The organism is Bacteroides sp. BFG-637 (genome assembly GCF_024793605.1).
In the GTDB taxonomy this organism is placed as follows: domain Bacteria; phylum Bacteroidota; class Bacteroidia; order Bacteroidales; family Bacteroidaceae; genus Bacteroides; species Bacteroides vicugnae.
In genome coordinates, this window is record NZ_JANUPD010000002.1 from 189,742 (window position 1) to 211,381 (window position 21,640).

Sequence of the window (21,640 nt, forward strand, 5' to 3'; positions counted from 1 at the left end):
ATTGATTCGAAGTCGAACATTTCGTCACCTCATTTAGATACGGTTTCTTTGCTTCATATTTAAAATTTAGATTACAATGATAAAGAAAATAGTCTTGATCTTACCGCTCGCTTTGTCGCTGAATGCACAAGCTGGTAATGTCCGTCTTTTAGATAGTCTTGTTGTTCATAATGCTTCATTGGAGATGCTCGAACCAATTGAACCGTCCTACCTTGAAAATATTACTTCTGCAAGGATATGGAATGGCAATTGGTTCCTGAGCATTTCCGGTGGAGCTTCAGCATTTGTCGGTTCCCCGTTAGGCTGTGCCGACTTGTTCAATCGGATGGAACCGACTTTATCTGTTTCGGGTGGAAAATGGTTCACACCGGCCATTGGCGGTCGAATCTCCTTTCAGGGATTCAAACTTAAAAACAGCCTACTAGATAAGCAATCATACAAGAGTATTCATGCTGATTTCTTATGGAATGTATTGTCTCACCATTACAATACCGGTAACCAACCCAAATGGAAGGTTGTTCCCTATGCAGGACTTGGCATCATACATAACGAAGATAATGGGAACAGTCCTTTTGCATTCTCTTATGGCGTGACAGGGCAATATCGTCTTTCTCAAAGGATTCACCTAATCATGGAACTTGGCGGCACTACTACATTTAAGGAATTTGACGGTCGCGGCGCTTCCAATAGATTCGGTGATAATCTGATGAGCCTCACAGCCGGCCTATCTTTCTCTATTGGAAAGGTAGGCTGGAAAAGAGTGGTGGATGCCAGTCCTTATATAAAGCAGAATGAATGGTTGATTGAGTATGCTTCCTCGTTAAGTGATTGCAACTCACTGTTGGCCAAGCAACATAATGAGGATGCGGAATCAATAGCTGAATTGAAAAAGATTCTGGAAATTGAAGGATTACTTGATTCATATAAGGATTTCTCAAAAAATGAGGAAAAGAACAACTTTTCAAAGAGACTTTATCCAAAGAACGATTACAGCGGGCTTAATTCTCTCCGCTCAAGATTGCAGGGTCTTCAATGGCCGGATAATTCACTCAACGGTGATTCTATTCAAGGCAAGAGTCCAACAGGAAATTATGTATTAGGAAATTCTTCCGAATACCGGTCATCATTACAAGGTTATCTTACCGAGTTGTCAAAAGGAAAAAGTTGCATAGGCGCACCCATCTTCTTTTTCTTTGAGTTAGGCACAAATCACCTTACGGATGTTTCTCAATTGGTCAACCTGGATGAGATTGCCAGGATTGCAAAACAATACAATTTGAATATCAGGGTTTGTGGAGCTGCTGACAGTATCACCGGAACAGATGATATTAATCGTAGTTTAGGAGCCAATCGTTCCGAATACATCTGCTCGCAGTTATTACATCGGGGTATTGACAAAAATCGAATTTCAGAGGTGAATAAAGGAGGGATTGATACCCATACACCGAAGGAAGCTAACCGACACACTTCAGTGATGCTGTTCTTTAAATAACAAACGACATCCAAATAATAACTTTTTCGTAATAATAGAGATTCTATAGAAGAAAGCTTGCTCGTGAGAGTAGGCTTTTTTGCTTGTATTCATTGTCTCATCTATTGCACCATGCAGTGAACCAAATATCAAATTTATCAGGCATTTGGAATGTCTTACCCAAAAACAGAGCATAAGATACTTTTCCGCCTTTCTTTTCAATTTGCTTTTTGAAATTGAGAAGGCTGCACCCAGTAGTAAACAGATCATCGACCACTACAACCTTTTTTCCAGTCAAATCACAGTTAATGTAAAAATTCTGTTCCAGACTCTTTTTTGTCCTATCTTTGGTCAGATGAAGACTTTCCCGTTCCCCTGTATAAGTGATGAATTTATAACCATTGGAGGATTCAGGATAGTAATCTTCAAGAAAATCGTTCAATGCACTAAACCGTCTCTTATAATGCCAGTTCCTACTACAAGGCATAAACATGATGACATAATCATCTTCCAGATTTAACGCTTCCATGCAGTTCATAAAGAATTCATGACCATTTCGTTTGCCATCCTTAAATTCCAACAACTCATCACAGAAGAACCGTTGCTCATAATTGATGTAGTCACGATAGCGATTGGGGAAATAAAAATCAGTGAAGATACACTTCATTCCTTTAAATTTGAATGGTTCCATCGGTTTATGACCGTCAAATTCAGTAGGATTGGATAGCGCATAAATTGGGTAGGCTTCTTTGTTTCCGGCTAATACGGCTTTTCTGCTCAGCTTTCTTCTCAACGACTGGTCAGAGGTCAATTGAGCTGCATAAAAATATGCCTCTCCAGCCTTTTTCAAGCAGTAGAATGCGAATCTTATGGCGGCAACAGTAACCACAAGTAGAATGAAATATACGAGTAAGGCTTTGTCCATTATCTCAAATTACCGCCCTTATTTATCTTTCCAAACGTCCAGATATTTCCAATTTGCGGGAAATCCCATCTCTTTCATAGATAACAACTGCCCACCATCGCCTAACAAAGATAGAAAATTTCGTTTTAAATCACTACCCGGACTGATTATATCTGAAAAGTATTTGATACAACTTAATACTGCAAACAGTTTGTTTGGACGAATAAGTTTTATTGTATCTCTGTCAATAAATGGATAAGTTGTGTTATAGGATAATTTAACGCTTACGATATAGCGTCTATTCCAGATACGGCTATGATGAGCACAACAGTTCCGAAGAACCGCAATGGCATGTAACCAATTCGCCAAAATGCGGTCATCAGGCAACCCAAATTCTTTTGCTACCTGATCTTTCATAGATGATTTTTTCAGAAGTTCAAATAATCGGCTTAACGTGCCGAAAGATATAACTTCCAAAGTCATCCAGGCGGGCGGATTTTTAGGCTCTGAATACTTTCTATAAAAGTGCTTGATAAAATCCTCATTACTTCTTTTTACTTCAGGAGCAATATCATCCATCAATGCATCATACTGGAAAACCTCTTTTTTCTCAATCCTGCCGGTTGCTTCATTTTTTTCATTAACCCAGAAAGAATCATCTTTGAATAGGGATTCATCCTCATACCAATTACTGTCTCCAGTAGCCTCACTGTATATTTGCACAATCTTGGTACGTACAGCTACTTCAATCTTTTCAATAGCATTGAAGATCAATGTCCGCAACCGTCTGTCAAAGCAATATAAATCAATGATGTCAGAAAAATGAATGTCTTTCCGAATAAATTCATGATCGGCTCCTTCTTCATTGTTCTGAAAAGGGTATGTGTAAGCACGTAAACGATAATAGCTGATATTGGATAGATAACGCTTTGTTAATTCTCTGTCATCAATAATGAGACCACGTGTAGTTAACTTATTAATCTGATCCGATAAGGACAAGGGATTTTTCCTGTATTCCATATGTATAAAAAATCGAAGACCTCCCCGGGTGCGCTGTTCTTACGGGAAGCGTGGGAGGTCATATTGAGTGCAAATATACGATTGTTTTTTTAGAGTGTAACCATAAGAAGTCGAGAATCTTTTGTAGTTTAACATTATTAATATTTATCTCCCCCTCCTGCAATACACCTCTTCCTCAGCCTCTTCCACCAGTTGCTTTTCTTCCCGTGCCACTTCATCCAAGATACCATCATTATCCACATCACCAATATCCGCTTTCTCATGTTGGTATTCCGGCATCTCAGACAGTTGCTCATGGATACCTTGCAGGTTGGCATCAAGAGTAAAGCTATGGTCATATGCAAAGGAATGCTTTACGGCGAGGCCGGCATTAGTCACTGTTCCGACATCGAGGTGGTCAGTCTCTTTGCTATACTGTACCTGCAACGCTGCTTCATTGTCCATTTCAAATATGGGCATACGTTTGGCTGTCATCTCGACGAACTGCTCGGCTACCATATCCTTGACTACTGCCTTCACATCCTTTGAAACATTATCGGGTAGCCCATAGCGTTCAATCATGCTGCGTACTTCCTGTTCCGATACTTTGCGCATGATTTCGTATGTGCCGCCAACACTGTTGTTGTAGGCCACAGCATAGCAGTCATCCTCGTCCAACAAAATATCACCGTGGTTCTGGATTGGTGATTTGAAGGTATGTTCCAAGTCGATGGCATCACCTTGGTCATATTCCTTTGCCTCTTGTAACAACCGATCATAGTCACCATCCTCATGTAGCTGGTCTAAAAGCTGTGTGTCATCAGCGTTTTGAAGGTAAGCCACTGTTGCATAGAAGTTACGGCTATCCTTATTTTCTCCGCTCCTTTCTGTAACATTCTGCTGTGCAGTATTCTCGTGGTCTATCTGTTGGGTAATCTTATCAATTTGCTCCACTATCATAGCTGATGCCCTTTTCACATCAAACAGAGTAGTCTTAATGAAATCCGGTGATTCCTTCAAACTTTTGAGCCAGGACTTCAGGTATGCAGCCGATTCATCTTTCACATTCTTGGATATACCATACCGCTGCGACACCAAAGCACTGCCCAGCTCGGCCACCAATTCTTCACGAGCATATTCTTCCGACCCAAAAAAACTTGGCTTTATCCGGTTCAACCGATTCTCTGAACCCGTGCTATGCGTCATTTCATGAAAAAGTGTCCCGTAAAATGATTCCCCATCCACAAACTGGGCCTTTTCCGGCATCACGATCATATCATTTCGGATGCTGTAGTAAGCCCTATCCTGGTGTTGCATCTCGATGGGACAAACCCAACCATTGTCTTCAATCATCTTGTCAACGGCAGAAAACGAAAAACCTTCACCATTCAGCTCTGGCTTAACAAGCTGATTCTCTTTCTCAATCTTCTCATAGAGTTCAGGACGTGCCTCTTTCATATTAGTCTGATCCACATTAAACACGGAATAGACCTGCATTTTCGGGTACACCGTATAGTGCTGTTTCTCTGCATCTGAAAGCTTCTTATAGTCATCATACTTTATTTTAGCCTTGGTATCTTTATCCACCACGGTAAATGTAGTAATGAAAACAGGGAATGATTTTTCTCCTTTCTGCACACTGACTTGTGGCAGCAGTTCTCCATTTTCATCTTTTAGTGCTGTCCGATTTCCCTGCTTATCTTTCTGATAGTTCAGACCAATTACCCTATCAAAAGTACAATAAACAGGTAGCTTATACCCCTGCTTTTCAGCATAGAGCATCAGCATCAAAGCATTCATTCCATTGTAATCACGCCCCGACAGGTTCTTGGGCCATTGCATAGTTCCTTCCGTAAACCACGGTTTCTTCCAGTCACTTTGCAGATTGTTGATTTTCTCTATCATCAGTTCTGCAAAACGGTCGAGTGCCCTGTCTTCTGCACTGGGGCCATCCGCATTAAATTTCTTCTTATATGCCATAACTAAAAAGGTATTTCTTTATTTGACTTTTAGGCCTCCTGTTTGACCCATTCACTGATCTCTTCCACTCTGCATCCCAAATTGATTTTATCCTGGTAAATGGAAATTTCCAAAGTCCCATTGATATGAATCTTCCCTTTAGGAATCAGAAAAGCCTCACGTTCCGGAGCGAACCGGATAAAACGAACCCAAGTATATTCAAAAGTATCTCCATCCTTTTCAGTACTGAAAGCCGAGAATATCAGATACTGCCTGCCTTTCTTGTCCGTCTTTTCATCCATCTTTTTGCCAATTGTTCCTTTAAACTCCATGCTTCCGGCAATGCCATCGGGATTGTTTACCGGGCTGAAATCCACCGAATCCGCATGGAAATTGAAGTAGAAATTACTTTCACGTTTTCTGAAAGTCAGATTACCTCTCAACTCTACCCGTGAACCGGAGGAATACTGCGCAAGTTCATTGCTACTACCTTCCTGAAGCACACTCACCTCCACTGCTTTGCTGGAATCCCCATTCTTTGAAGACACGTTCACTTTTACGGCAAAGCTTATATATGCCTTACCCTCTTTACCAGTGCGCATCGACGCAGCACGACTGATGACACCATTGACTGTTACATTACACTTAATCATAAATTCTGTATTTTGAAATTAATTATTCGTCTGACATCGAGGCATGTTTCATCTCATAGATAGTCCATACCAACCCGATGATAACTACTGTCATGTATGCCACTGAAGCTATTAATCCAAAACAGCTATATATGGCATAGCGAATAGCCCACGCACAGGCAATGACCAAAGCGATAGCCAAGATTAGTCCTATTGCCCTCATCGTATCTGTAGATTTTGATTCTCTTGTTGATTGGCATTTTGCTCGTAGTTGCGTGAAGTCTGCTGTGTCAACAAGGCATTATTCACCATAGCTGCAATGCGTTGCTGTTTTTCGACATCTGACAGACTTGAGTCGCCGAGAGTACTTTGCAGTCGGTTCATCTCGACGGTACTTAGTTCATGGTTATAACTATTCTTTCCGTCATTCATTTGCAGAAGTGCTTTCCCATTCTCCTGAATGTTCAAACTACATTTTTTTAACAACGGCATCAAGGTGGATAAATCCACTTGCTTTTTTATGGCTGAGTCCGTGGCTGCTTGCATTTTCTCTTCTTCCGATTTACCATCAATTTGCACTGCCAATGCCATCAGCGAGGTAAATAAGGTTGTTACCAGTTCCATAATCGGATCACCTGATGACATACCCACTCCGCTGTCTTCCGAAGAAAGTAACTTCTTCATCCAGTCTTCCGGTGATAGTGTCGTGTCAATTTGTGGATTTTTACTAGGTGTCGCCTCCTTGTATTTGGCCAACAGATCTGTTCCATTCGATAAGGCTTGCAATTGAATATTCCCTTTTTGCCCGATTTCCGCCAGGTAAGCGGCAGGATCAATATCTCTCGATGTTCCGTTCGCAGTTATCTGTTTCACTCCGAGATGTAGATGCTCGCCCGTTGTCCGTGTACCCGTATTGCCCGATATGCCTATTTTCTGACCGGACTCCACTTCATCTCCAACCTTCACGTCAATGGAAGAAAGATGTAGATAATTGATTTGGCATTTATCCCCATTTTCTCGTTGATACTCCAGCGTGACCGATTTACCGCCGGCGGTGTGAGTATTCTGATTGACTGCAATGACCTTTCCATGATTTTCCGTTGCCAGTACATCATCCAGTTTAGTCTGTATGTCAATGCCCTTGTGCATTTGTTGTTTGGACGAATCCATCGGATCTGCGCGCATACCGAACGGTGAAGTCACAAGTAGGAACTCTTCTCGCTTCAAGGGAAACGAATAGTTACCGTCAACTGCTACAGAACTATCTGATTTTCTGCTGTTACTACCAATAGTATCTACTATATTACTATTTATAGTACGAAAATTTTGTTCCGTTCCGAACGTTTGTCCTTTCGCTTTCATCTCTGCCATCACCTGCTCGTCATACTTGTGGAGGTCATTCTTTTCAATAATCCCAACAAGGCTGGAAGCATATTTCCCTGCCGTAGCATAACCTGCTTTCTCCAGCCCTTTAGCCCAACCACGGTAATCGTCAGGTGACAGTTTGAAGCAACCTGCATATCGCTGATTAGCTTTAAGAAACTGACTATGGTGTTCATACGAGTTACCCACACTGCCATAACTGCAAAATTTCTCATTCGGTTTGTCATCCGTATAAAGACCGTATTTGCCACCACCGGCTATCCATGATTGTGTAGCCTTGATACCAAAATGGTTGTTTTCATTGCGTGCCAGTTGGCTTTGCCCGTTACTGCTCTCTATGATACCCTGTGCCAGTGTGACAGAGGCAGGAATGCCGTATCTCCGCATCTGTGCCATAGCGTATTCAGCGTATTTCTCCGCATAATCTTTATTCTTACTCATAATTCAAATTTTATAAATGTCTGCCCGCTCGTACCTCTTCCTGCTGCTCATTGTCGATAGTTTCTTTATGCTCCACCTTGTCACATATCGCCACCCGGTTTCCCGCCCGAATCAAATTCGGTAAGACAGTATCAAGGTCATAACCTGAGAAAGAGACAATATCCACCTGATTCTTTGAACCGCTTTCCATACCAATAGCCTTATCGAACTTCAGCAACTTGGAAACCTTGTCGGCATCTTCCGCATACGATTCATAGTTGTCTCCATTGCGGAATAACAGAAGTGCATCCGGATGTTTACCCTTCAGCATTTCATATTGCTTCAGATTGATCTGTGGGAGCGCGCTTTTCTCTTCCGTTTCCACTACTTGAATCGGCTTCAGCAAATCATTGAATACTTTGGCAGCAAGATTGGTTTTGTATTCCGCCATATCCTCCGCCACCCACATCCGTTGCCATTGTTGGGGGTAATCTCCCGTGGTTCCACTTTGGGTATGCCGTCGATGACCGGGGCACAGAGGATACGTTCATCTTTGGTCTTATAGATCACTACACGCTGTATCTTTGACAAATCCGCATCATTATTTTTACCGCCACTGAATAGGTCAATCTTCAATTCCGGACGATTGGTCGCCAAGGCATGATACTTCTGTGCCAGTTCCATGCGCAGTCGCTCACCCTCTTCATTCTGTCCTTGCTTGATAGTTGAGAAGAATTGATTGATGTCCGCTTTATCGGGGTAGACACTGAACGAAGGTTCATTCTGTGGTTTCAGATACAGAATCCATCGGTTGTTGTCATCCCGTAGCATCTGTATGCGGTCAAACAGCACGCTAATGGCTTTTCGTACATGTTCGCTCACATCAAGATCGCATAATGTATCCAATGACTTTCCATCCAGTTTGTTAAGCGAAACATCCTTTCCTTCAAAATAGCTGTCATCCGGGCGATAACCCAATATTCCGTCATTATTGTAAAAGCGGACATACCGGTAACCTTCCTGCAGCAGTGCATCCTGAATGCGCTGTTTGGAAAATCCGGGAATATTGTAATTTCGTACCTCGGCATGTGCAGCAACGCGTTCACCGGTTGTCATCACCTCATCCGGAGTTAGACGGTAAGGGCGTTTTTCCCCATTGGGCATAGCCACCACACCACCCCCCATAGCACCTGCCGGTATCACCACATCGACGATGCCTGAAAGATTGTCCTTTACGACAACCATTTCTTTCTTACTTCTGTCAGGCAGTTTTTTCAATTCGTCGGCAATCGAGTAGTAACCTTTCCCTATTCCATTCTTCCGGCATAATCTCAGTGCATATTTCGGCAATTTTTGCTCCATTATCCACCGCTTCGGTAAAAGCAGTTTCCACAACTTCCGGATCTTCATTCTTGGTTTGTTCCAAAGCATAGTTCTTCTCCTTTTCGTAATGTGCCAGACTGAATTTCTCTAAAAACGCAGTTTTAACTTCCGGCGTAGGGAAGTTACGTTCGTCTATCTTCATGCCTCCATGACGGATCACATCCAGCAGGATAGCACTTTCCCGACTGTCAATCTGCGGCTTTTGCTTCTCTTTCATCTCTGTAGTTTGCTGTTTGTTGCGGGAAGTGGCAAACTCTATCTTTTCTCCTTCTTCCGCTCTGCGGATAATATCCACAACGTTGTTCACGTCAGCTTCGATGGCGTCTATCAGGCAAGGGTTCTCTTTCAGCTCCCTTGTCCAGTATTCTACCATAGACAGACTGTCATTCGAGAGTTTCGATGGTAATCCCAGTTCCATCATTTTTACACAGGAAGCAAGTTCCGTCACCAATTGTTCATACTTTAAGGCATCTTCCGATGGGGCCATACCACCTTTCATCACCATTCCCTGACGTGCCATCCGTTGCTGATGCCCCGTTGCTGTAACCACCTGCCGCATCAATTCCTGTATATAGTCATTGTACTGTCCGAAGTGTTTCTTTTCAGGTATATACACCGCATTTTTTTCCGAATCATAATGTACGATCCCCGTAGCACTTTTCCGGATAGGAACTAAATTATCACGCATCCGCAATGCGAAGTCGTTCACCTCGATACGCAGTTTGCCCTCTTCGTTTTTAGTATGCTTGCGGTCTTCATACCTGCCATAGCGTTCCACTGATTGTTCATACCTGTCTTTGTCAATCAATGGTAAAGTCGTCTGGTCAATATTGAACATGATCTGTACTTCCCGGTTACGGATTCCTTTATAGAGAGCTTTCTCTTCGTTCGGAAGTTTCAGATAATCTTCTCTGCTGATAGTGTCTTTGGGGTTATGCCGATTCACATACTCTTTCCAGCGATACCAAAAAAACGGCGCACCTGTTTCATGCTCACGGATAGCTTCACCCCGTTGCTTGGCATCCGCAAACAAAGTGTACAAGTTGGTTTTATAACCATTTTGGTCAGCGTGCATACCCAGCACAAGGGAGTTGAATGGACTGACAGCCGGCCCTTTGGGATAGATTCTTGGCAGACTTCTCGATGCAGCGTTCAACCAATACCCACCGCTAACGGCAGCTCCATTCAATGCGTTTGTTAGCAACTCCACTTGCCGATTGGCAGCGTGTTGTTCCTGTCTGTTTTTCTGTTTCATACTCAAGTATTATTATTTAATTACGACAGTTCGTTCCCTATCTTCCGATTGATTATTCTCCGCAGTCCGGTAATTCTCCTGTGCCACCTGGCGCATCTGGTCATTTTTAGCCAGTACTGCATTAGATAGCGTATTCAGCGGTAATGCTCCGGCTTCATAAGCGGCTACCACAGAGTTTGGCAATTGAATACTGCACGGCACTTTGTCTATGCTAGCGATAAGACAGCTCCCTTGTAGTGTCGGATTCCCAATACGTGGATTCAGCGGTTCATCAGGATAAGCCTTGAAATGCGGTTTCACTCCTGCACTTTGCAGCGTTTGTCCTTCCTGCTTTTCCATCGCCTCATGACCGGCCTTATTAAGCAGATTTAATCCTCCCATGCCAATCAAGACCATCTTTAGTAGTGGATTTTTCACAAATAGCCCCACTAAGATCGAAGCAACAGGCATAAACATGTTCTTCATATTTAGGGATTTAGTTTTCCCTGTAAAAAGTCCTATGAGCATATCAGGAAGCATGGAAACTACATAGCCGAGATTCTTGCCGACATCACCCAGTCCATTTAGTCCGACCGAACCGAAGAGAGTACCCCATCCGTTTTCATTAGTGGGTGTTTGCCCCATATCCGATTTTGCGAGATTCTCCGAAGTTTCTTTTTCTGAATGTGACTTCGAAGTTTCCACTGTCGGTTCCTGTGTTTCTTTCTTGGAAATCTCCTGCGTTCTTTTCAAATTGTCAAGATATTCCTGCTCATGTCCGGGTGCAACCACCATCGGTACTTGAGTATATTCCACTTTCTGTTTATTCTCCGGCGCAACGGATGAAGCAGATTGCCAAAGGGGGATTCCAGATTCTTCCACCCAGAAAGGTTTCTCAGTTGGAATAGCCATTTTATTTGTCAGTTGGTTATTGAATGATTGCACATAGTCGTTTTCCCAAGCGTTGATCGCTTTGCCTCGTTTCCTGAAATCCTCAAAAACATTCTGCTTCGAACCAAAGACCCCTTTACTGATGCAATCTTCAATAGTGACGGCCTTCTCTTTTTGTCTCTTGTCAAGACAAAATTCCACTCCGCTAAAAAACACTTCGGTTCCAAACAGTTTACCAATGGAAGCCCAGGAAGAAAAACCGCCTGTCGTAGCCACATCAGCCCCAAACGATACAGCCTTTCCTGCACCTTTCTCTGCGGGGGTCGGATGATAAGCAGCTTCGCCTTTCCTTTCGATTTCTTGCTTCAAAGGTGATTTAGTCAGCGATTGCGAAAGCCCCAATAGGCTCTCTGAAGCTCCTTTGCGAAGTATATACTCCACAGATGATTTCGGCATCTCGTCCGCTACCATTTTGTTGATCATGATCTGTTCCATACGGTAATCCACATAAACAAAAGCAAGATCACCTCCCAATTCCTTTGATAGCGTATCATACCTCTCTCGTCCGATTTCAGCTACCACAGTATTTCGCCACTCTTCGGCCATACACCCCAAATCTGTTTGAAAATCCTTAGAAGTGCTTATCCGCTCACGACACATCTCCACATAATCCTCTGCGGTTTTACTGTTCCATTCACCGGTTAGCTTGACATACTGCATAGAATCATCCGGCATACCATTCATGCCGCTGGCTGCCGAACGTAAAATTCCGCTGAGACTGGTAGTATAGTCGCTGTATTCCTTTATCTGCTTCTTAGACAATTCCTGTTGGACATTATACATAACTGGAGCCAACTGACCATCAAAATAGCGTTGCAGACAATACTCAATCTCTGCGAACCGTTGTGATTGTTTAGGACTATTCATGAGATATTGATTTGTTTCAGTAATTGTACTCTTGTTTGCTCTATGGCATTACGATAGACTTCCATCTGTTTAGGGAAATACTCTTCAAGCATGGTGTCCTTATCTATCTGACTTTGTAGAAAGCGGACAGCCGTCAGCCGGGTGATTTCGATAGAATCTTCCCCTTCTTCCTGGTTGTTGAACCATGCCTTCGTCCACCATCGGATTCCTGCCTGATCCGGATAGACTGTAATAAGCCTTGGTATGTCAAAACTCTGTACGTCTATCTCCAGTTCAGCCAAAGGGTCAATGATTCCTCCACTTCTCAGAGCTTCGTCAGAAGTTTTTTTTATCGCTTTCGCTTAGAGTGGATAGGAATATCTGATGGCGCAACACCATATAGTTCAAAAAGTCGCCAATCAGCAGGTTTTGCACTTTTGCCGCCACCGGCACCGCTCTTTGTCCTATACCCAATGGATTACTCAATGACGGTATCACCTCATAGAAATAATTCTTGATGGCTGACAAGGAGAAGATATTGCGAAGCGACTGCTCCGTATGTTGTGGCAGTAAGTATTTTCCATCGTTCAACTCTGCTAAATAGTCAGGATAGAAACGTAGCATCAACTGTTCTACTTCTTCCTGATTGTCTTCAAAGTCTGTCGGAATATCCATGTCGATGGTATCAAAATCCGGCATACCCACTTCTCCTTGCTGTTGCATCATTTTGAGATTGCCGTAAATCATGGTTAGAAATTCAAGGGGATTGATTTCCTCACCGTTGTATTTTACTTCTATATGAAGAAGATCTCCACTGACACTCGCCACACTTCCTGCCTTTACTTTCGTTCCAAAGGTTGCCAGCACATTGGTCAGATGAGCGTAGGTAACTTCATACTTGCCATATCGGATTACCTGAAAGAGTCCATGCCGTGCATCACTACCGATACCGCTGACGATTCCATCCGCACAGGCTGACAGCAGATAGTGCTTGGTGATAAAATCTATTCCATGATGGAAAAACTCTTCTCCACTCTTGGGGTGAACCTGTGTCCCGTAGTCCAATGACATACGGACTTCACCCTTACGCTCTTCAAAGGGCATACAATAACCGCTTTTAGATTGCAGATTCATTTCTTGGGTATAGTTCATATTTTTATCATTTAATTTCATTTTAGGCGTCACTTTTGACTTTTCCATAATATTTATTTTTAAATAAATTAAGAAATGGAAAACATATTGTTGACTATCCTTCTGAATCTTATCTCATGTATGATTTATGACTGGATGAAAAAGTATAAGGGATAATGAACTTAGAAACATATAAACTGCTCCTTCGGGATGACGACCTCTGAAAAGATGACTGGGGCGGTTTCCTTTTTTTATACTTATCAAACTTGTTCATTTCTTACTGGTATTCAATTATTACTACTTTACTAATCCACTACATTCTTGTTTTACTATTATCCCGTCAGTAGTACAATAGTTACCGTCTCATCCCTCCATTTCGTTGCACATCCTGTGATTCACTCTGTGAGGGTTGTTCCGTTTGCACACCCCGGCTGTTACTGCCGATGAGCATCATACCCATCAAAGCCCCGGCAATCTTTCCCAACCAGCCGAACCGTCCAAAGATGAGCAGTGAGGACGCTACCAGTCCGAGCATACCCAACCCGGACACATTGCCTTTGCCGATATTGCCAAAAAAGTTCCCAAGCATATCCAGTCCGTTACCGCCGAGCATATTTTTAAGAAAACTGCCGATTCCGCTCCATGCACCCGATGCGCCCGACACGGATGAAGAAATGCTCTCCATGTTTTCACCGACCTTCTCCACCATGCTGTCCACCTTGTCGGAAGCCTTGCCGGCTACTTCCAAACCTTTGTCAACAGTTTCTTCTCCGACGAGAACATCGGCGGCAGTTCTGACAATCGATTTGTCGTTTACGATGTTTTCCCAAGCCAGATAGCCCATTCCGCCGCCTACGACCGCAGTCTTCGTAGCTTTTCCCAGTCCGGCCAATGTCCGTTGCGGATGAATCATCGCATCGCCTATCGTCGTTGCAGCAGACGAGTTTGCAGCCTTTTTGCCATATTTTAGTAAAGTTGCCCATTTACTCATATCGTTTGATTATTATATTGGTTGTTATCTTTTCCCGTTGGATTTCCACCTCTGCATACAGGCCTTTGCTATGTCCGATTTGTCCACTTTCGGTCGTGCCCCTCCGTCTATTTCCGCCCATACATCCCCGAAGGAGGTGTATTTCACAGCCCTGCCCAGTCTCTGTAGTTTCTTGTTCATCATTTGCAATTTGGGACGGATAGCCAGTACGATTTCAATCCGTTGCTTCTCCGTCATCTTGGTATTGCTAAGGCATACCTGTCGGATGTCGTTAACAATCTCCACGCTTCCCAGAATCAAATTCCGATAAATCTGGTTACGTCGGGGTGTAAGGGCCACAGCAAAGGCTCCTTGTCCATTTTTCCGAAGTTGTTTGTTCAGTTCCCCCATAGTATCGGACAGTTTGCCGATTTCATGATAAAAGCCGTATATCTGCGCTGCATAACAGATGATGTCCCTAAATGAATCGAGGTACTCATTGTATTGCCGTTGCAGGTCGGTGGTCGCTTCCACTTCCTCCCGAATCCACAAATGACCGGTAGTCTGCATCATCATGGTTTTCTCCTGTGCCTTGAGCTGGTCTTTCGCCTTGTCGGTATAGGCGACAATCATTCCCGCCAATGTAGGATCTGTCTGTGCTTGCGCCTGTACCACAACCACAGCCAGCAAAACGAATAAGCATCCGAATACAATTCTTGTTCTCATATCTGTACCTGTTAATCATGGATGGCTTTCGCCGCCCGTTTCCATCGCCTCAATGCCATGACCGCCACTTCTCCGGGTGTGCGATCCAGCATTCCGGCTGTCGCATTGTTCCACACATCCGTCATCGTGTAATAGCGGATGCTCAGATACAGCCGGTTCAGTTTCTTATGGAATGTTCCCAATTTATCTGACAATGCCCACATCGTCTCACTACGTTCCGCTCCTGTCAGCATATTCTGTTTACCACCTGTCGCCACTGCATTTCTCAGCAACGTATAGACCGTCACCAGTTCCGTAGCGGTTTCGATATACAGGCTGTTCATAGGAATAGTAGCCACTAACCCTTGTGCATTGTTATTGATGGCATTGTGTAGTTTACCAAGCGTAATAAAGATTCTCACGCCATCTTCATACAGCGTAGAAGCCGCTTTCAGCGAAGAAGCATAGCCACTGGCCGTTTGCAAATAGCTACTGTATTTGCGCTCCCATTCGTGTATCTTGTTAAATTCAGCGGCAATGGTATTCTGTAGTATGGCAGTTTTCATCTGACCTTCCGTCTGTGACTGCACCTGGCTGTTGATCGCTTCGTTCCCTTCGGCAAGAGCGACCCATTCCAAGGGATTGGTTTGCACATATTGCGCCTTGATTTCCTGAACGCCAAACAGGAGACACACCATCAGACTAGCGATTTGTAATTTCATAGATGCCCTTTCTTTGTTTGTTAAATTCCACTCGTTCACGGATGAGCGATACTAAATCAAGATCATTTTTCAATCCGGTAATGACCAGTTTGGGACTGCTTCTGTCACCCGAATAGATAGTGACGGATTTCAATCCGCATATTTGTTGCGGAAGGGTACGGTGTTCATTGAAGTCCACGATGCGGTAGAGTTCCAGATAGTCACTCTTTCTCGTGAATACCCCATATTCAATAATAAGTTGCTCTCCATTGATACGGTATTCCATCCGTCGCAGATAGACAAAAGCATATAGCAGACGCAGAGCAAGAAGTACCGCCGCAACTAAAATCAGGTTGGCAAACGGCATGGCATCCACACCAGCTACAATCAGGCAACTGCCGGTAAGCAGTATTTTTGGCAACTCATTGATAATGAATTGCAACCAGTGAGGTTGCAGAAATAGCGTTCTGAATCTTATTACGGTTCCTTCTCTCATGGTTATCTATGGAAATGGTAGGTTCTTTCTTCTTCCTTGTTATTTTCTTCATCTCTTTCTTTCGACCTATTTCCGGCTGCGACATTGTTTTCCGAAGCCTTGTCAATAGCATTGTCTTCCTCTGCTGCTATCCTTTTGCCCAGCAATTGGTCGTTCCAGTCCTTATATTCTTTTTCACACGGCTGATAGATGGTTCCTCTGACTGATTCATATTGAGATACAGCATCTTTCATAGATGCTTTGTACGCTTGATACGAAGTCCTTAGCTCATCACCGATATCTTCTAAATCCTCTTGACAGACCAATCCACTATACTTTGCAGAATGATATTCTTCACAGGCACTCTCGTATCTCTCGTATGCTTTCAATAAATCAGGTGGCAACAGATATTCTTCTCCGGAAAAAATATCCTCTTTATTCCGTAAGCTCTCCATGTATTCCGTCATTTCACTCCGCTGTGTTTGAGCATCTGCACCCAGTATTTTCAATAATCGGTCAAACTCAAACAGTTCCGGATTTAGTTCATGCTGCTGATATTTATCAGTGGTTTCTACCACTATCAGCTTACCTTTCGGCGTAACATGTGTGTTGAATGTCTTTCCTGCTTTGGTCAATGCAAAATTGATGGCGAACATCTGCCCGGCACGGTCTCTGTCAAAACACAAGTGGTGATTTGCTTCAGGTGTTTCTGCTATCATTCCTTTGAATTGGTGAATGCTCGGATTGCCTCCGGTACTTGCAAACACAGACTTGTCAAGCAGTGACAGTTCTTTTTCCGAATCCCGGTTTTTATCATTATTCAGTTCATTCTTAGTAATCTGATAAAAAGCCATCGCATCGTATGCGCTCTCAAACCAATACACATCTTTCGCTTTATCCAATACTTCTCCTGACGGACAAGCGATCCACAAACCTTCCGTAGCATTACTTCCGGCGGCCATTCCTTTATAGATAGTCTTACCTTCAGCCTTGGCACGGCCCCGTTCTTCCAGCCCCACAATGGTTTCCAAATCATTGGGCTTTCGCAAAGGGAAGGACAGATTGGCATAAGTCTTACCATTAGAAGTTTCTCTCATAGTAATAAAGAAATGATTGCTAAACGCACGCTGGGTATCAAGAGTAATTCCTCTTGACTTGAAATAGGGATAAAAAGCTTTTTGACTATTCCAATCATCTCCACGGAACTCCAACCGTTCATATTCCTTCAGGTCAAAAGTCTTTTTCGAGCGTTCTCTATCTGTCACGATTGAAGATCGCCTGTCAACCGGATGATTAAGCAATCGGTTACATACGAGATTGACCAATCGGTCCGTGTTCATACCCGAAGTATATTCCGAAAAGAAATGCGGATGTTCTTTGATAAACGAGATGACATTGTAGTTCTTCTGTTCCGGTGGCTGGAAACAGCATAGTCCGTTGCCTGTGACTATGAACTTGTCGCCACGTACACGTTTTCCGTCACTTCCCATCCTTACGTAGGATGGATAGCGTAATCCATCGCGCCTGTTAAGACTGTAACCGGCATCTATCAACAAATCCTGTATGTTGATGCGCCTCTTAAAATCTTCGTAATTCAGTTCTGCCATAAGGATGTTTTTATTTGTTTACATTCATCTCCGTATTGACCGCTGCATCATCTCCGTATTGACCGCCGCCTCATAGTTCCGTGCGGCCACATCCATCGGTGTATCTACTCCGGGCTTGAAATAGGTTCTCGCTTCCGGCCTGTGTCCGTGATGCTCCATAAACACATCCGGACAAGCTCGGTCATGAAATCCTCTTCCGAGTTCTCCCAGTAACGTTGCGCCTGCCAGAAATGCGGCTCCTATCTTGGTTCCCAGTGCTACGCCGTCACCTCGGCTTTTTAGTTCCACCTCCCCGAAGATTTTCGAAAAGAGTTTCATACGGTGAAAGTCGTCTATGGCCATAAACTTATCATACTGTTTTTGGCTGATCTCATGGCTGACGGTTTCCCCGTCAATGACAGCGGTCATCTTGTATTTGCCTTCTGTTATCGGCTCCACCCGTATTGCATCCACAGTTACCTCCCTACCATGCTGACCTTCCCTGAACCAGCCAACCCCCATTTTCATACCGTCTTCCACACTTGCCCCCGGCCGTCTCTCTTTCCCTTCCATCATCTGTAGCTGATAGTTCAAGCCTCTCTGAACAGCCGATTGCAAGGGTATATCAATGGATTTGTTGCTGCTGAGCAACTCCAATGTAATAGCTCCGTTGAAGTCCTCCTTGATAATCTCATTGAGCATACCCATTCGTTTTTCTACAGGTGCTTCTTTAATGGAATTATGGGTGAGTGTCTTCACTTCCTCATCGGTCAAGTCATATTGAAAGTCGGCTTGTGTGGCCGTAGACTGTATAGTCAGTTTCTTAGCCTGTGCATCGACAATAATGCCGTGGCTGCCCAAGCATTCCTGCCACTTCTCATTCGTGAAGTACACGGGTGAAGCGATAAGCTCCTTATAAGGTTTCGCTGCTTCCGCACTTCGGTTGCTTGCCTGTATGGGAGTAATCACACTCTGCAAGTCTTTCAGCACATCCTGCCCGGCCACCGGAGCCGTCTGCTGACCTTTATAGTAGAATCCGTAACCGCCACTCTGTAGTTCTCCGGGTTTCATGCGTCCATCGGGACGTTCCGGTACCATAGGAGCACCGGGATAGTACAAGTTCCCTCCGATACGCCGTAAGTGGAATCCTTCCTGTTGTCGGGGAGTCCAGCCAAGAAATCGCTCTCCCCAAGCAAGGAAATGCCGGGGGATGCCCGCCCGTCCGTATTCTCCCGCACCGATACGGTAACCATGCACCCCCATCGCTACACGACCGTTGGCATTTCGTGCGTGAACGAAATCTTTGGGTATATCGAAGTCCGCTGCCACAATACTGGCAAAGGTGTTGTAACTCCGTTTGTTGGTGAAGTTGGTCCCCCCATCGGTCAGTGCCATAAGTTGCTTCTCGCTGATCGGATAAGTCAGTACGGGTGAATCATGACCTTGCACGGTCAGGCTGAATCCGTTGCTGCTTCCCGTGATATGCGCACGCATTCCATTCCGGATAAGAATGTCTTGCAGTTCCACTGGCAAATCCAGTGGAATAGAGTTGGTATTCTTTCTGATTGTCATCTGCTGATCGTTTGTTTAAGCATCTCCGTTTTCCAAGGCTTCCTCCAATTGCTGTTGTTTCAGCTCGATATAGGCCTGTGCCGTATTTTCATTGATGGATAGTCCTCTGGATTTGCAATACACCGTATATTCCTGTTTCCACTCACGTGAGTGGTGATTGACGTAATCAAGCCAGCCAAATTCTCCTTTTTGAACTTTCTCCACCAGCTCTTCTTCTGTATAGTATTTCTCTTTTGCCATCGTTCTTATAGTTTAGGAGTAGCAACTTGTGATTTGCGGCTTTCGCCTTTTCGTTTCATCTCTTCCCACATCTCATCGGTGTACACTTCTTCCGGAGTGTAGTCCAGGTTACCCTCTTCGTCCATTGTCCAGCACCCGAAGCATCCGTAGTTGTATTTCTCCCAATCCTTCTTCATCTCCGCACTCCATTTGCGTTGGTCACCTGTACAGATGCGGATGCCGGTAGACTCATTCAGGTCAACACCCACGGTGATGGTGTCATCACCAGTCAGGATAGTCAACGGATCACCATTGCGCAGGCAGATAATTTCAGCATTGCTCAGGTGAAATTCATCGGCGATGACCTGAAGATTTCTGCCGATTACCGGAGTGGGCACATAGAGAATTTGTTGCGTGCCTTTGTCAATCTGTAGAAAGGCTTGCATCTCTTTGCCGTCAGCGGTGGACAGTCTATCAATAATTGCCTTGTCAGACTGCAACTTGCTTCTGTTCTCAACACTGAATTTCTCAAGTTGGGCTTGTTGCAGTTGTGGATAGAATAATACATCCACTCGGTTATCTTCCGTTCGATACAGAGAAAAGCGGGTTCGGCTTTTATAGGTATTCCCTTGCTCATCTGTATACTCTATAGGCAATACAGGAGAGCGGTAGCCTTCCGCAATCTGTGACAGCGTATGGGTAGGCAGGTCGCCAATCATTTCTTGAGTAAGACCGAATTTCCGAAGAATAGCGTAAGGTATCTCCGCGTCCGAGAATCTGCGTCTGTTCATAGTTCCTATGTGTTTAATAAATAAATTATTGGGCGAAAATAGATGGTGGATGGTGCGATAAATGGTGCATTCTCTTTTATCTCTCTGAATTTCGACTTATTTAGTATTGTGGATTAAAATCAGACCTGTAATCATACTCAAAAGAAGAAATGAACATACGATACAGAATAATTGTCCTGAGTATAAAAACACAGTATGATTACCTACAGGATGTTAAAGAACGATTGTTTAAATGAGTATTAGGTCATAGTTCACAGAGGTGAGATATACTTTTACCAAATGAAATCACTACTAACAATATTCATGCTCTTTCAGAACTGCTTCTGCCTTCAGGCGCAATTCTACACGGTAAGCAAACAGCCGGCTTCGTGGAAGGTACAACAGATACAGCAAAACCTCCCCGAAACTGAGGAGGTCAGTAAGAGTGATTCCTCTACTAAAGTAGGGAAATCAAAAGCGGAAGGTCTGGATGAAAGGATACAGCGGTATCTGAGTGTATCTTATCCGCTAGATAAATTGGTTGTCGATTCTCCTTATGGCTGGCGACATGACCCATTCACCGGCAAGCAGAAGTTTCACAATGGCATGGATTTTCACACAAGGAGCAACAAGGTCTATGCGATGATGAAGGGGGAAGTTACAAAGGTGGGGCATGATAGTCGTTCGGGCAATTATATTACCATACGCCATGGCAACTATACCGTCAGTTACTGCCACCTTTCTAAAGCTTTGGTAAAAAAGAATACAATAGTGAAGCCAGGCGAAGTAGTTGCTATCACAGGTAATACTGGCAAGTCAACAGGAGAGCATCTACATTTGTCGGTCAAGTACAATGATGAATTCATCAATCCTAATACTCTGTTGGATTTTATTAAAGAAACCAGAGATAAGGCTATCGCCGATTGCTCTTCTCATGCTGCTCATAATCAAACGGTCGATTGTCATTCGGCAGAGTCTTATCCTTAACAAATACCTTCAAGATCAGGAACGGCCAAAAGATAGGAATAGCCAGCATTATAAGGGTATTCCAGTTGGCGTCATCGCTTCCACTCCCTTTCTTTCGGTAATAATCATTGTCCTTTTCTTTAGGCAGATGGCGTATGATAGGTGCAACAACATAACGCCCGACAATGATTGCCACGCTAAGCCATGCACAATTAGGGATAAAGAGCAACCCCAATATCAATAGCCAAAAGCTGGCATTGGATGGTGACATGAAATGTCGAAGCATCTTTCCGACTATTCGCAACAGGAAATAGGCAACAAGAATAAGAAGTATGTACGACATATAGGTTGAAGATTTATCAC

23 protein-coding genes are annotated in these 21,640 nt (G+C 43.8%); 2 read left to right on the forward strand and 21 right to left on the reverse strand.

Annotation, left to right across the window (positions count from 1 at the left end):
• The first annotated feature begins 76 nt into the window (after positions 1-76).
• Positions 77-1,492, forward strand: coding sequence for an OmpA family protein (locus tag NXX38_RS00820; protein WP_258978331.1), 1,416 nt, complete (start codon positions 77-79; stop codon positions 1,490-1,492).
• 97 nt (positions 1,493-1,589) lie between these two features.
• Here the strand turns inward: NXX38_RS00820 and NXX38_RS00825 are convergent, their stop codons facing one another.
• The 20 genes from NXX38_RS00825 to NXX38_RS00925 form a co-directional block, all read right to left on the reverse strand.
• Positions 1,590-2,396, reverse strand: a complete 807-nt coding sequence (locus tag NXX38_RS00825) for a phosphoribosyltransferase (protein WP_258978332.1) — start codon at positions 2,394-2,396, stop codon at positions 1,590-1,592.
• A gap of 18 nt (positions 2,397-2,414) precedes the next feature.
• Positions 2,415-3,395, reverse strand: coding sequence for an Abi family protein (locus tag NXX38_RS00830; protein WP_258978333.1), 981 nt, complete (start codon positions 3,393-3,395; stop codon positions 2,415-2,417).
• A gap of 144 nt (positions 3,396-3,539) precedes the next feature.
• The gene (locus NXX38_RS00835; RefSeq protein WP_258978334.1) at positions 3,540-5,354 is read right to left on the reverse strand and encodes an ArdC family protein; all 1,815 of its coding nucleotides are present in this window, start codon (positions 5,352-5,354) and stop codon (positions 3,540-3,542) included.
• A gap of 29 nt (positions 5,355-5,383) precedes the next feature.
• Positions 5,384-5,986 carry a single-stranded DNA-binding protein gene (locus NXX38_RS00840; RefSeq protein ID WP_258978335.1) on the reverse strand — a complete coding sequence of 201 codons (603 nt, stop codon included), beginning with the start codon at positions 5,984-5,986 and terminating at the stop codon, positions 5,384-5,386.
• A gap of 22 nt (positions 5,987-6,008) precedes the next feature.
• A complete protein-coding gene (locus NXX38_RS00845; RefSeq protein WP_258978336.1) occupies positions 6,009-6,188 on the reverse strand; it encodes a hypothetical protein in 180 nt (59 codons plus the stop codon).
• A complete protein-coding gene (locus tag NXX38_RS26670) occupies positions 6,185-7,789 on the reverse strand; it encodes a glucosaminidase domain-containing protein (RefSeq protein ID WP_309569407.1) in 1,605 nt (534 codons plus the stop codon). Before NXX38_RS26670 ends, NXX38_RS00845 begins: the two co-directional genes overlap by 4 nt.
• 10 nt (positions 7,790-7,799) lie before the next feature.
• Positions 7,800-8,219 (reverse strand): hypothetical protein, encoded by a 420-nt coding sequence (locus tag NXX38_RS00860; RefSeq protein ID WP_258978337.1) that lies wholly within the window; start codon positions 8,217-8,219, stop codon positions 7,800-7,802.
• Complete coding sequence (locus NXX38_RS00865) at positions 8,168-9,130, reverse strand: hypothetical protein (RefSeq protein ID WP_258982037.1); 963 nt, start codon at positions 9,128-9,130, stop codon at positions 8,168-8,170. The genes NXX38_RS00860 and NXX38_RS00865 overlap by 52 nt, the downstream gene beginning before the upstream one ends.
• Entirely contained in the window at positions 9,030-10,406 is a 1,377-nt protein-coding gene (locus tag NXX38_RS00870) for an ArdC family protein (protein WP_258978338.1), read from the reverse strand. The genes NXX38_RS00865 and NXX38_RS00870 overlap by 101 nt, the downstream gene beginning before the upstream one ends.
• Positions 10,407-10,418: 12 nt before the next feature.
• Entirely contained in the window at positions 10,419-12,203 is a 1,785-nt protein-coding gene (locus NXX38_RS00875; RefSeq protein ID WP_258978339.1) for a hypothetical protein, read from the reverse strand.
• Positions 12,200-12,484 (reverse strand): hypothetical protein, encoded by a 285-nt coding sequence (locus NXX38_RS00880; protein WP_258978340.1) that lies wholly within the window; start codon positions 12,482-12,484, stop codon positions 12,200-12,202. The genes NXX38_RS00875 and NXX38_RS00880 overlap by 4 nt, the downstream gene beginning before the upstream one ends.
• A 34-nt stretch (positions 12,485-12,518) precedes the next feature.
• Entirely contained in the window at positions 12,519-13,334 is an 816-nt protein-coding gene (locus tag NXX38_RS00885; RefSeq protein WP_258981822.1) for a M23 family metallopeptidase, read from the reverse strand.
• 334 nt (positions 13,335-13,668) lie between these two features.
• Entirely contained in the window at positions 13,669-14,304 is a 636-nt protein-coding gene (locus NXX38_RS00890; protein WP_258978341.1) for an antitoxin, read from the reverse strand.
• 24 nt (positions 14,305-14,328) lie between these two features.
• Positions 14,329-15,009: a hypothetical protein gene (locus NXX38_RS00895; protein ID WP_258978342.1), complete on the reverse strand. Its 681-nt coding sequence runs from the start codon at positions 15,007-15,009 to the stop codon at positions 14,329-14,331.
• Between the two features lie 11 nt (positions 15,010-15,020).
• A complete protein-coding gene (locus NXX38_RS00900) occupies positions 15,021-15,710 on the reverse strand; it encodes a hypothetical protein (RefSeq protein WP_258978343.1) in 690 nt (229 codons plus the stop codon).
• Positions 15,691-16,185 (reverse strand): PH domain-containing protein, encoded by a 495-nt coding sequence (locus NXX38_RS00905; RefSeq protein WP_258978344.1) that lies wholly within the window; start codon positions 16,183-16,185, stop codon positions 15,691-15,693. Before NXX38_RS00905 ends, NXX38_RS00900 begins: the two co-directional genes overlap by 20 nt.
• 2 nt (positions 16,186-16,187) lie before the next feature.
• Positions 16,188-17,771, reverse strand: a complete 1,584-nt coding sequence (locus NXX38_RS00910; RefSeq protein ID WP_258978345.1) for a toprim domain-containing protein — start codon at positions 17,769-17,771, stop codon at positions 16,188-16,190.
• 24 nt (positions 17,772-17,795) lie between these two features.
• Positions 17,796-19,322 carry a hypothetical protein gene (locus NXX38_RS00915; RefSeq protein WP_258978346.1) on the reverse strand — a complete coding sequence of 509 codons (1,527 nt, stop codon included), beginning with the start codon at positions 19,320-19,322 and terminating at the stop codon, positions 17,796-17,798.
• Positions 19,323-19,337: 15 nt separating this feature from the next.
• Positions 19,338-19,562, reverse strand: a complete 225-nt coding sequence (locus NXX38_RS00920) for a hypothetical protein (protein WP_258978347.1) — start codon at positions 19,560-19,562, stop codon at positions 19,338-19,340.
• A 5-nt stretch (positions 19,563-19,567) separates the two neighbouring features.
• The gene (locus NXX38_RS00925; protein ID WP_258978348.1) at positions 19,568-20,332 is read right to left on the reverse strand and encodes a DUF4099 domain-containing protein; all 765 of its coding nucleotides are present in this window, start codon (positions 20,330-20,332) and stop codon (positions 19,568-19,570) included.
• Between the two features lie 279 nt (positions 20,333-20,611).
• On the opposite strand from NXX38_RS00925, the gene NXX38_RS00930 reads away from it, so the two are divergent.
• Positions 20,612-21,298, forward strand: coding sequence for a M23 family metallopeptidase (locus tag NXX38_RS00930; RefSeq protein WP_258978349.1), 687 nt, complete (start codon positions 20,612-20,614; stop codon positions 21,296-21,298).
• On the opposite strand, the gene NXX38_RS00935 is transcribed toward NXX38_RS00930, so the two are convergent.
• Positions 21,225-21,620 carry a hypothetical protein gene (locus tag NXX38_RS00935; RefSeq protein ID WP_258978351.1) on the reverse strand — a complete coding sequence of 132 codons (396 nt, stop codon included), beginning with the start codon at positions 21,618-21,620 and terminating at the stop codon, positions 21,225-21,227. The genes NXX38_RS00930 and NXX38_RS00935 overlap by 74 nt on opposite strands.
• Positions 21,621-21,640: the final 20 nt, after the last annotated feature.

Bases quoted from the DNA above. Each gene is read 5' to 3' on its own strand.
- NXX38_RS00825 (WP_258978332.1), bottom strand. From the start codon at position 2,396: ATGGACAAAGCCTTACTCGTATATTTCATTCTACTTGTGGTTACTGTT.
- NXX38_RS00820 (WP_258978331.1), top strand. From the start codon at position 77: ATGATAAAGAAAATAGTCTTGATCTTACCGCTCGCTTTGTCGCTGAAT.
- NXX38_RS00860 (WP_258978337.1), bottom strand. From the start codon at position 8,219: ATGGCGGAATACAAAACCAATCTTGCTGCCAAAGTATTCAATGATTTG.
- NXX38_RS00900 (WP_258978343.1), bottom strand. From the start codon at position 15,710: ATGAAATTACAAATCGCTAGTCTGATGGTGTGTCTCCTGTTTGGCGTT.
- NXX38_RS00830 (WP_258978333.1), bottom strand. From the start codon at position 3,395: ATGGAATACAGGAAAAATCCCTTGTCCTTATCGGATCAGATTAATAAG.
- NXX38_RS00905 (WP_258978344.1), bottom strand. From the start codon at position 16,185: ATGAGAGAAGGAACCGTAATAAGATTCAGAACGCTATTTCTGCAACCT.
- NXX38_RS26670 (WP_309569407.1), bottom strand. From the start codon at position 7,789: ATGAGTAAGAATAAAGATTATGCGGAGAAATACGCTGAATACGCTATG.
- NXX38_RS00930 (WP_258978349.1), top strand. From the start codon at position 20,612: ATGAAATCACTACTAACAATATTCATGCTCTTTCAGAACTGCTTCTGC.
- NXX38_RS00910 (WP_258978345.1), bottom strand. From the start codon at position 17,771: ATGGCAGAACTGAATTACGAAGATTTTAAGAGGCGCATCAACATACAG.
- NXX38_RS00835 (WP_258978334.1), bottom strand. From the start codon at position 5,354: ATGGCATATAAGAAGAAATTTAATGCGGATGGCCCCAGTGCAGAAGAC.
- NXX38_RS00870 (WP_258978338.1), bottom strand. From the start codon at position 10,406: ATGAAACAGAAAAACAGACAGGAACAACACGCTGCCAATCGGCAAGTG.
- NXX38_RS00925 (WP_258978348.1), bottom strand. From the start codon at position 20,332: ATGAACAGACGCAGATTCTCGGACGCGGAGATACCTTACGCTATTCTT.
- NXX38_RS00865 (WP_258982037.1), bottom strand. From the start codon at position 9,130: ATGGAGCAAAAATTGCCGAAATATGCACTGAGATTATGCCGGAAGAAT.
- NXX38_RS00885 (WP_258981822.1), bottom strand. From the start codon at position 13,334: ATGAACTATACCCAAGAAATGAATCTGCAATCTAAAAGCGGTTATTGT.
- NXX38_RS00840 (WP_258978335.1), bottom strand. From the start codon at position 5,986: ATGATTAAGTGTAATGTAACAGTCAATGGTGTCATCAGTCGTGCTGCG.
- NXX38_RS00915 (WP_258978346.1), bottom strand. From the start codon at position 19,322: ATGACAATCAGAAAGAATACCAACTCTATTCCACTGGATTTGCCAGTG.
- NXX38_RS00920 (WP_258978347.1), bottom strand. From the start codon at position 19,562: ATGGCAAAAGAGAAATACTATACAGAAGAAGAGCTGGTGGAGAAAGTT.
- NXX38_RS00875 (WP_258978339.1), bottom strand. From the start codon at position 12,203: ATGAATAGTCCTAAACAATCACAACGGTTCGCAGAGATTGAGTATTGT.
- NXX38_RS00935 (WP_258978351.1), bottom strand. From the start codon at position 21,620: ATGTCGTACATACTTCTTATTCTTGTTGCCTATTTCCTGTTGCGAATA.
- NXX38_RS00845 (WP_258978336.1), bottom strand. From the start codon at position 6,188: ATGAGGGCAATAGGACTAATCTTGGCTATCGCTTTGGTCATTGCCTGT.
- NXX38_RS00895 (WP_258978342.1), bottom strand. From the start codon at position 15,009: ATGAGAACAAGAATTGTATTCGGATGCTTATTCGTTTTGCTGGCTGTG.
- NXX38_RS00890 (WP_258978341.1), bottom strand. From the start codon at position 14,304: ATGAGTAAATGGGCAACTTTACTAAAATATGGCAAAAAGGCTGCAAAC.